At 53.4% G+C, this 9676-nt stretch carries 9 protein-coding genes; all 9 read left to right on the top strand.

Features of this window, described 5'->3' with window-relative positions; genetic code table 11:
• The first annotated feature begins 512 nt into the window (after positions 1 to 512).
• Positions 513 to 842, top strand: a complete 330-nt coding sequence (locus ACE99V_RS19585) for a PadR family transcriptional regulator (RefSeq protein ID WP_400492889.1) — start codon at positions 513 to 515, stop codon at positions 840 to 842.
• Entirely contained in the window at positions 829 to 1380 is a 552-nt protein-coding gene (locus ACE99V_RS19590; protein WP_400492890.1) for a DUF1700 domain-containing protein, read from the top strand. The genes ACE99V_RS19585 and ACE99V_RS19590 overlap by 14 nt, the downstream gene beginning before the upstream one ends.
• 1 nt (position 1381) lies before the next feature.
• Complete coding sequence (locus ACE99V_RS19595; protein ID WP_400492891.1) at positions 1382 to 2227, top strand: DUF4097 family beta strand repeat-containing protein; 846 nt, start codon at positions 1382 to 1384, stop codon at positions 2225 to 2227.
• 140 nt (positions 2228 to 2367) lie between these two features.
• Positions 2368 to 3405, top strand: coding sequence for a uroporphyrinogen decarboxylase (gene hemE, locus ACE99V_RS19600; RefSeq protein ID WP_400492892.1), 1038 nt, complete (start codon positions 2368 to 2370; stop codon positions 3403 to 3405).
• A gap of 17 nt (positions 3406 to 3422) precedes the next feature.
• Positions 3423 to 4367: a ferrochelatase gene (gene hemH, locus ACE99V_RS19605; protein WP_400492893.1), complete on the top strand. Its 945-nt coding sequence runs from the start codon at positions 3423 to 3425 to the stop codon at positions 4365 to 4367.
• Positions 4368 to 4369: 2 nt separating this feature from the next.
• Positions 4370 to 5773 (top strand): protoporphyrinogen oxidase, encoded by a 1404-nt coding sequence (gene hemY / locus ACE99V_RS19610; RefSeq protein WP_400492894.1) that lies wholly within the window; start codon positions 4370 to 4372, stop codon positions 5771 to 5773.
• 403 nt (positions 5774 to 6176) lie between these two features.
• On the top strand, positions 6177 to 7589 hold the full coding sequence (locus tag ACE99V_RS19615; RefSeq protein ID WP_400492895.1) for a LysM peptidoglycan-binding domain-containing protein: 1413 nt from the start codon (positions 6177 to 6179) through the stop codon (positions 7587 to 7589).
• A gap of 12 nt (positions 7590 to 7601) precedes the next feature.
• On the top strand, positions 7602 to 8585 hold the full coding sequence (locus ACE99V_RS19620) for a phosphotransferase (RefSeq protein WP_400492896.1): 984 nt from the start codon (positions 7602 to 7604) through the stop codon (positions 8583 to 8585).
• On the top strand, positions 8572 to 9567 hold the full coding sequence (locus tag ACE99V_RS19625; RefSeq protein ID WP_400492897.1) for a phosphotransferase: 996 nt from the start codon (positions 8572 to 8574) through the stop codon (positions 9565 to 9567). Before ACE99V_RS19620 ends, ACE99V_RS19625 begins: the two co-directional genes overlap by 14 nt.
• The last annotated feature ends 109 nt before the right edge of the window (positions 9568 to 9676 follow it).

Raw genomic sequence — 9676 nt, forward strand, 5'->3', positions numbered from 1 at the left:
TTCGGAATCTGGGCTCATAACCTCAGAAGAGCAGCCCAAATGGCCAAATAAGCAACGATTAACGGATACAGTTACACGGTAGCCCCCTGAGATTCACCACAATGAGATGCTTCTGCCAAAAAACGATTTTTTCAGGAGTAACTAGCTAATGCCGGGTGGGTTTTCTTATCGTGTAGGAAAGTTTAAGGGCCCACCGTGTGAAAGCGTTATGAAATAAACTTTCCGGAACGCATAAAAAGTTTCCTCTAACGAAGAACCAGCTTCTTCGAGAGGGCTTCAATCGAAGCTTTTTTTATCGTGTAGGAAAGTTTAAGGGCTTCACCGTGTGAAAGCGTTATGAAATAAACTTTCCGGAACGCATAAAAAGTTTCCTCTAACGAAGAACCAGCTTCTTCGAGAGGGCTTCAATCGAAGCTTTTTTTAAGCGGGACATATCGTCCTTTTATAAAACTTTATTAAGTACCTTGCATTGTATAGTACCTATTGGTAATATGTACCATGGGTGATCGACATTGAATGTTCAATTTAAAAAAGGCGTATTGGAGCTGTGTGTGCTTGTCCTGACCGCGCACAAGGACAAATACGGATACGAACTGGTCCAAAACATCTCGGAAAAGTTTCTCATCGCGGAAGGCACCGTCTATCCATTGCTTCGCCGCCTAACTTTGGAGGGCTACTTTACCACGTATGTAGTGGAGTCGCAGGAGGGGCCGCCGCGGAAGTACTACCATCTAACCCCCAGAGGAAGAGAGTACATGAATGACCTGGTGCTGGAGTGGAAGTTGTTTACCGACGGGGTCAACCAAATGATTCAGGAGGGATTGGGGTATGACGAGAGTTGAATTTATCCGGGAATTGGATGAGCTGTTGAACGGCCTTCCCGACAAGGAGCGGCTAGACATTTTGGCCGACTATACCGAGCATTTCTTGATCGGCATGGATAAAGGGAAGAGCGAACATGAGATTGCGGAAGCGCTTGGCAGCCCGAAAATGATCGCCAAGGAAATCATTGCCGGATACCACATACATCAGGCGCAGTCCGACACTTCCATCAAGAACGTCACGAGAGCGCTGTTCGCTACTGTCAGTCTCGGTTTTTTCAATCTGCTGTTTGTACTGGGGCCCTTTTTTGGATTGATCGGCATCCTCCTTGGATTGTATGCCGCATCTGTTGCGCTGATTCTCTCCCCGGTCGGGCTGTTTATCAGCTACGGGGTTCCCGGCAATGCAGACGAGACCCTGTTTTTCGTGTCCGCCAGTCTGGCATCAGGCGGTCTTGGGGTGATGATGGGGATCGGGATGATCGCCTTGACCAAATGGCTGTACCGGCAATTTTTGCGCTATCTCAACTTTAACTTGAGAATGATCAGGGGGAAATAGCATGGACGCCATGTTAAAATACGTGTTTCGACTCGCCTTTATTTCTTTTCTTATCGGATCGCTTGGTCTTGTCTATTATTTTCAAAAAAATCAATCGTTTTCTCCCGTAATGGCGACGATTGACGATTTTCGAACCGTTCAGGAGCCGGTGAATGCTCTGGTGTTGAACACCGCTACAGCAGACATTGCCTTTACGTACAGCAACTTGTCTGAGGTCACGGTACGCCTGGTTGGCGAGATAAACGAAAAAGCCAGGAATCAGTTGAAACTGGATACGCAAATGACAGGAAGCACCCTGCGCATTTCCGTAGAAGAACCGGAATTCTTCGGCTTTTCCTTCGGACCGCAGATGCACCTGCAGCTGCAAGTGACCGTTCCGTCCAAACAGTATGAGCGGATTGCGATTTACACGAGCACGGGAGACATTCATACCTCTCAAGTGGAGTCATCCGGATGCGACATCGAAACCGCGACAGGTGACGTGAGTGTGGAAGGTTTCAAGGGAAAGCAAATAACGGTATCTTCCAGCACGGGTGATCTGAAGCTGAGAGAGATCCAAGGAAACGCAGCGCTTGACAGTGAGACAGGAAGCGTGGAAATGCTGGAATGGACAGAGCTGACCCAGGACGTCACGATCGAAACGTCGACAGGCGACATTTCGATCCGCGCCAGGAAAACGCCGCCTGCCGCACAACTTGACCTCACGTCGAGTGCGGGTGAGGTTACGGTTGATTGGACGGATCTCCAATACCGGGAGAAAGAGGAGCACAGGATCCTGGCAACCCTCGGATCCGGCGGTCCCCGTGTCATAGCGCGCTCCTCGACGGGAGATATAAGCATCCAATAGAGACATTTTGGCAACACTTGTTAAAAGAGTTTGCATCTGGGTTTGTGCTGAAACCATTTTGACACAAAAAAATCGATTCTATCGATTTCGCCAATGTTATCATAGTGACAGGCAGAAAACGCAAAAAAAGGAGCATCTGGATGAACGCGAAACCGTTTAACGATACGTTTTTGAAAGCTTGCCGCAAGGAGGCGACTGAGCATGTGCCAGTGTGGTACATGCGCCAGGCTGGCCGGTACCAGCCGGAATACCGCGCCATCCGTGCCAAGCACAGCTTTTTTGAAATGAATTACATACCGGAAGTGTGCGCGGAAGTCACTCGCCTGCCCGTTGAACAGCTGGGCGTTGATGCCGCCATCCTGTTCGCCGACATCATGACACCGCTGCAGCCGATCGGGGTGGACGTCAATATCGAATCAGGCATCGGTCCGGTCATCTCCAACCCGATCCGTTCCCTTGCGGATGTAAATCGCCTGGGTGAACTGGATCCGCTTTCCCACGTGCCGTACATCATGGAAGCAATCAAGATTCTGCGCCAACAGCTGAATGTGCCGTTGATCGGATTTGCCGGCGCGCCGTTTACGCTGGCCAGCTACATGATTGAAGGCGGTCCGTCCAAGCACTACCACAAGACGAAGGCATTCATGTACACGGAGCCGGAAGCATGGCAGGCCCTTATGGATAAACTGGGCGACATGACCATCACCTACCTGAAAGCGCAAATCGAGGCCGGGGCACAAGCTGTTCAAGTGTTCGACTCCTGGGTTGGCGCGTTGAACGATGAAGATTACCGAACCTATATTGCACCTGTCATGCACCGTATCTTCAGTGCGCTGAAAGAGACGGGCGTGCCCACCATCTACTTCGGCGTCGGGGCAGGACACCTGCTGCTTGAGTGGAACCAACTGCCTGTAGACGTCGTCGGTCTTGATTGGCGGATGACAATCAAAAAGGCAAGGGAGCTGGGCGTCACCAAAGCGCTGCAGGGCAACCTGGACCCGACTCTGCTGCTCGCGCCGTGGGAAATGCTCGAGGCAAAAGCGAAAGAGATATTGGAACAGGGAACGGAGCAGCCAGGCTACATCTTCAACCTGGGGCACGGTATTTTCCCGGATGCCAAGGTTGAGACGCTTCAAAGACTGACGCAATTCATACACAGCTTCAAGAAAAACGCTTAGATCGAGGTGCGTTCTTCATGTCGAAGAAAAAGATGGGGCTGCTCTTGATGGCGTACGGAACACCGCGCACCCCCGAGGATATCGAACCTTATTACACTCACATCCGGCGGGGGCGGAAGCCGCCGGAGGACCTCTTGGAGGATTTGAAAAAACGCTATGAAGCGGTAGGAGGCATCACCTCCTTCGCCCAAATCACTGACGAACAGGTGCGCGGGCTGGAACGGGAAATGAACAAGCGTTTTCCCGAGGTGGAGTGGAAAGCGTATCTGGGACTGAAGCACATTACGCCGTTTATTGAAGAGGCGGTAGAAGCCATGCATCGGGACGGCATAGAAAAAGCAATCAGCCTTGTGCTGGCACCGCATTACTCCACCTACAGCGTGAAGGTGTACAACGAGCGCGCCAAACAGCAAGCGGAGCGGCTCGGGGGTCCGGTTATCCACTCGGTCGACAGGTGGTTCCGTGAACCCTCCTTCATTGATTACTGGGTGAAGCAGCTGCAGAAGACGTTAGCCAACATGTCCGAGCAGGATCGCGAAAAGGCCGTCGTCATCTTTTCTGCCCACAGCCTGCCGGAGAAGATTTTGCAAATGGGAGATCCGTACCCGCGGGAGTTGCAGGAGACAGCCGAGCTGATTGCCAACGAAGCCGGAATCAAGCACTACGCGGTCGGCTGGCAGAGTGCCGGCAATACGCCGGAGCCGTGGATCGGACCCGACGTGCAGGATCTCACGCGTGAACTGTATCAGGAGAAAGGATACACCTCCTTCATTTACTGCCCGGTCGGTTTTGTCGCGGAGCATCTTGAAGTCCTTTACGACAACGACATCGAATGCAAAGCAGTGACGGACGAAGTGGGCGCACACTACTACCGCCCGGAAATGCCGAACGCCAAGCCGGAGTTTATCGCCTGCCTGGCTGACGTTGTCGCGGCTCAATGGGCGAAGCTGGGATCTGAGTGACCATGAGTGATAAACGATACCACATTTCCATCATCGGAGGCGGCATTACTGGCTTGACTGCAGCCTACTATCTGATGCGGGAACGGGATGAACGCAAGCTGCCGATCGATTTTACCCTGATCGAGGCGAGCGACCGCCTCGGAGGGAAGATCCAGACGTGGAAGCACGACGGTTTTGTCATTGAGCTTGGCCCCGATTCGTTTTTGGAGCGAAAAGCCAGCGCCGCCCAACTGGTTCAAGACGTCGGCCTGCAGGATGACCTCGTTCGCAACAACACGGGACAAGCGTACATCCTGCACAAGAATCGGCTGATGCCGATTCCGGAAGGAGCGGTAATGGGCATTCCCACCAGGCTGATGCCGTTTGTCACCACCTCGTTGATCTCTCCGCTGGGAAAATTGAGAGCGGCCGCCGATCTGGTGATGCCGGCAGGAAATCACGGGGAGGACGAATCAGTTGGGCATTTCTTCCGCCGCCGCCTCGGTGACGAAGTGATCGATCATCTGATAGAACCGCTGTTGTCCGGAGTGTATGGGGGGAATATCGACCAGATGAGTCTTCTCTCTACTTTTCCGGAATTTGCCCGTTTGGAGCAGAAGTACCGGAGCCTGATTCTGGCGATGAAAAGCACCAGGCCCGAGTCTGACAGGCAGGAAAAGAAAAAGGGCATGTTCCAGACACTGAAAGGCGGTTTGCAGTCGTTGGTGGAGCGTGTCGAGAGTCTGCTTCCCGCTTCATCGCTTCTCAAGAAGACGATGGTGGAGCGGATTGATAAGAACGCGGCCGGATACGGGCTGCACCTCAGCAACGGTCAGGTCTTGCAGACAAATGCCATCATCCTGACTGTTCCACATGCGGATGCGCAGAAGATGCTCCAACCGTACGTAGACATCCCGCCGCTTGCGGGGACCACACCGACCACGGTTGCCACGGTTGCCATGGCCTACCCGGCGGAGCAGGTGAAACTTCATCTGGAAGGGACGGGCTTTGTGGTGCCTCGCAAGAGTGACTATACGATTACGGCATGCACCTGGACACACCGTAAGTGGCCTCATACCACCCCGAAGGGAAAAGCGCTGTTGCGCTGTTTTGTCGGGCGGGAGAACGATCAGGCGATCATCGAACAATCCGACGAAGAGATCGTACGCGTTGCGGTGAAAGACTTGCAGCGCATCATGCAGGTGGGCGATACTCCCGAGTTCTACATTGTAAATCGGATACAGAGGTCAATTCCATACGTCGTCGGTCATCAACAATGGCTGCGAACGGTTACGGAAAAAGTGGAAACACAGCTGCCAGGGGTTCTGCTCGCCGGAGCTTCCTATGCCGGTGTCGGTCTGCCTGACTGCATTGACCAGGGGAAAAAAGCGGTTCGCGATGTCCTGCGGTTCGTCACAAACAAATAGCTGAGTAGAAAACGAGGACGCCTTCAAGAGGCGTCCTTGAGCTTTTAGACAAACCTGTATGGAGGTGGATAGGGCAGTTTCTTCCAAGCCGAAGCGACTTGCGCAGCCCCACCCAGCGAGCGACGTGGACCGGGGGAATAGCAGCGTAACCTTGAAAAACTACGTAGCCAGGCGGCTTTTACGCTGCCCCCCGGGATCGTCGCAAGCGACCATTTTTTCTTCTTTGCGGGGCGGAGAACGGAGCGAGGCTGGAAGGACTGCCCGTTACTTTACCACACGTTACTTTGTCTTCAGTCTGAGGACGCCTTCAGGAGGCGTCCTTCTTTGCTGTTTTTTGGTCTAAATCCGGCTTTCTGTCCATATAGTATAGGGAAATGTCTTGTACTTGAAAGGAGGAGCACACGTGGCGTTACAGGATGGGTTACTCTCGTTTCAAATCAAGGAAACCATTTTCCTCTCATCGGATAAAACAGGGATTGGCGAACTGAAAGAGCTGGAGCTGGTCCCGGACGTCGAGATTATCGAAAATCCGACGGAAATATCCATCACCGGATGCCTGCAGCTTCACGGGAAGTACGAGCCGGTCAGGAGCACCTCGGAGGATGCCGAAGGTGGAGCGGATACCCTGGTTTCGGCAATGAAATTTACCCCGCTACGGTTTGAGCGAAATGATACCGGACTGTACGGCTCTGATGCACAGCTGGCCCACCGCATCCCGCTCAACATTACCATCCCTTCCAATCGCGTCGCCGACATTGAAGAGATCTACGCGATTGTCGACAGCTTTGACTACCAACTGGAGGGCCCCAATCAGCTGGTAATTGAGGCCGAGCTGAAGATCGCAGGAATCGTGCTTACGGAACAGCAACAACAGGCAGAAGCAGCGGAGGCGGAGGAGTGGGAGTTTGTTCATGTGGCGAGCGAACAGGATGAGTCTGTCGTTCGGCCGGCGACGCTGGACGACATCGAGCGAAAACTGGCAGAGTTGGAGCAGGAAATCGCCCGTCAGGAAGTCTCGCAGCAGGAGGTCTTTCAACAAGAGAGTACACGGGAACTGCCCCTGCCATACATTCAACCATATGTGATCGGTCTTGAGCCGCCGGAGTATGCACAGACTTTCCACCAGCAGACGTCAGAGGGATCCTCCCAGCACTTTGGGGACGTGTCGTCCGATCAGGATTCGACTGCGGAAAACGCCGCACAACCCGAAGAGGATCAGATCGAAGCCGTATGGGAATCGAACCAGGTGACCGAAGTCGCGGCAAAGGAAGAGGAAGTGGCGCAGCAGGACCAGCCATTAGAGGCGCAAAACCAGGAAACGGAGCAACAGAATGCTGACGCCGAGCCAGCGGAGGAAACCGTTGCGGCAGAAGCAGATGCAGTGGAGACGTCGGTGCAGGAAGCGGAAGAAATAGAAGAACAGGCAGCGGAAGAAAAAGAGATGAGGGTGGCGATCAGCAGCAAACCCTCAAAGCAGGAGAGCGGCTCACTCAATCTGACCTCCATCTTCACGCAGGCAAGACGGGCGCAGGAAAACCTGGCAGCCGAGAGCACGGAATCGTCCTCCAGCGCCTCCCGTATGCCAGCGAGGCAGCAAGTCGACAGCAGCATGCTGGAAGCGATGCACAACCTCACTTCGTTCGTTCGCAACAAGGAAGAGCGTTACAGCAGATTGAAGCTGTGCATCATACAACGAGACGAGACGCTTGAATCCATCTCGATGCGATATTCTCTTCCGGTGTCCAAAATCGTCGAAGTCAACAAACTGACATCCGACCGCATCGTCGAGGGACAAATTCTCTATATTCCACAGTAAGGAGCGGGGACCGTGGCACGTGAGAGAATCGACCTTTCCGAGGTGTTGCAGCGCTACAAGGCACGGGTGATTCAAATCACGCCTCTGGATGACTGCTACTTGCTTGAAACCAACCGGGGCCCCAAAGAGTTGCGTCTCTGGCCCCGTGTTGACATTATGCGCTGGTCGTTTGCCTGGCGGGAACAGATGGTACGGCAAGGCTTTCGCGAGGTGGAACGCTTCATTCGCACACGGGACGCGAAGCCGTTCCTGGTGTTTGGAAAGAGGGGCTTCACCCTGACCGATCACTTACGTCAAAAGGATCCTTACGCGCCAACCGCCGAGAATGCAAAACAAAGCGGCCGAGTCGTCGCCAGAATGCATCTGGCCCAGCAGGCCAACTCCCTTTTCCAGGGGGTTGACTTTCTCAAGCAAGAACAGCTCAACGCAGCTTCGGAAGCGAAACGGGCACGTGCAATGGTTGAAGATTTCGGCGACTGCGACCAGAAAACAGCAGGATTGTTTGCCCCGTTGTTGGAGCGAATGGAACGAAGCGCCCAGCTTTTGTCCAGCAGGTGGGTAGACCCCGAGCAATTGGCTGTTTCACATCGTTCGCTTCACCGGGACAACTGGGGATTGGTAGACGACAAGCTGTTTCTTCACGGGTTTTACCGACCGGCTCTCTCCGTTCAACAGCGGGACGTAGCCTGCTATTTGCGTGAGTTGTTCCTGCACCAGGAGAATATGGACCTGGTCACAGCCTTTCTCGATGGATATGAAGAACTAAAACCTCTCCACTACGGGGATTACACGTTGATACTCGCATTTATGGCTTACCCGGAGGAGTTGTGGAAGAGCCTGGAGCGTTATTTCTCATTGATGAACGAGCAGGGAGAAGGGTCGACAGAGGAAATTGAGCAAGCCATTGCCCGTCAGCAGCTTGTCGACTGCCTCCTGCGGCATGTTGCCCACCGGGCGGAGCACGCAAGGAGTGGAGCAGCTTATGAGCCGATTTGATGAGATTTATCCGTTGTTTCGAGAGTATGACATGTTTGCCCAAACCATCGAGGTGGTAAAGGAACCCAATGTCTATAAGGCAATGACGCCTTACGGTTCTTTTGTCTGCAAGCGAACGGCCGCTTCCCCCAATCGGCTGCTTCATATCAGCGGGGTTCTTAGACACCTGCAGCATCGCGGCTGGGAAGGGGCTGTCCCTTTCTATTATACCAAGTACGACGAACCATACATTCAGCAAGGAAAGACCGTTTTCTATCTCACCCAATGGCAGCCGGGAGTCGTTGACATCTCTGCGCAGCCGTTATCTTGGGCCGGTCCCGCAGTGGACCGGTTGGCCGAACTGCATCATTTGACGCAGAACTACCGATTTGACGATCCCAGACAGGTGGAACCGCTGATTGACTCACTGCTCAAGCGCTGGGAATACTGGCTAAAGCTGACGGAGGAAAGTGCAGAGACCGTCCGGTGCCGAACCTACCCCTCCCCGTTTGACGTTGTGTTCCTGGCCAATCAGGCATTTGTTATGGAAACAGCAAAAACAGCCATTCGCTTGCTTTGTGAATGGCGGGAACGGCATCGTACCTATGCGCATTTTCGTCTGTCCATTATCCACGGCTACCCGCATCCCGCACACATCGCGCTGGACAATTCCGGTCGGGGACGCTTGTTAAACTTCGACCGAGCGCTGTTCGATACGCCCGTACGCGATCTAACGATGTTTTACCGCACCTATTTCCAACTGGCAGGGGAAGAGGCAGGGGCCTCCCACCTGTTTCGCCGCTACACCGCAATATTCCCGCTTCGTCCCGAAGAGATCAACCTGCTGGCTGCCTTTCTTTCCTATCCGGAAAGAGTGATGCGCGATATTGAAATCTATTATTGCAAGAAACGGGACTGGAGTGAGCTGTACGCCGTCAAACGCTTCGAAAAAGACATCGACCGGCTGATGCGGCTGAATCGCTGGGTTCATCAAGCCTTTTGACCGGGCAACGTCTCCATTCATGAGACGTTGTCTTTTTTATCGTGTAGGAAAGTTTAAGGGCTTCACCGTGTGAAAGCGCCCTGAAATAAACTTTCCGGAACGCATAAAA

The sequence above is a fragment of the Brevibacillus soli genome (genome assembly GCF_044759095.2).
Lineage (GTDB): Bacteria > Bacillota > Bacilli > Brevibacillales > Brevibacillaceae > JBIYSM02.

Bases quoted from the DNA above. Each gene is read 5' to 3' on its own strand.
- hemE (WP_400492892.1), top strand. From the start codon at position 2,368: ATGAACGCGAAACCGTTTAACGATACGTTTTTGAAAGCTTGCCGCAAG.
- ACE99V_RS19625 (WP_400492897.1), top strand. From the start codon at position 8,572: ATGAGCCGATTTGATGAGATTTATCCGTTGTTTCGAGAGTATGACATG.
- hemY (WP_400492894.1), top strand. From the start codon at position 4,370: ATGAGTGATAAACGATACCACATTTCCATCATCGGAGGCGGCATTACT.
- hemH (WP_400492893.1), top strand. From the start codon at position 3,423: ATGTCGAAGAAAAAGATGGGGCTGCTCTTGATGGCGTACGGAACACCG.
- ACE99V_RS19595 (WP_400492891.1), top strand. From the start codon at position 1,382: ATGGACGCCATGTTAAAATACGTGTTTCGACTCGCCTTTATTTCTTTT.
- ACE99V_RS19590 (WP_400492890.1), top strand. From the start codon at position 829: ATGACGAGAGTTGAATTTATCCGGGAATTGGATGAGCTGTTGAACGGC.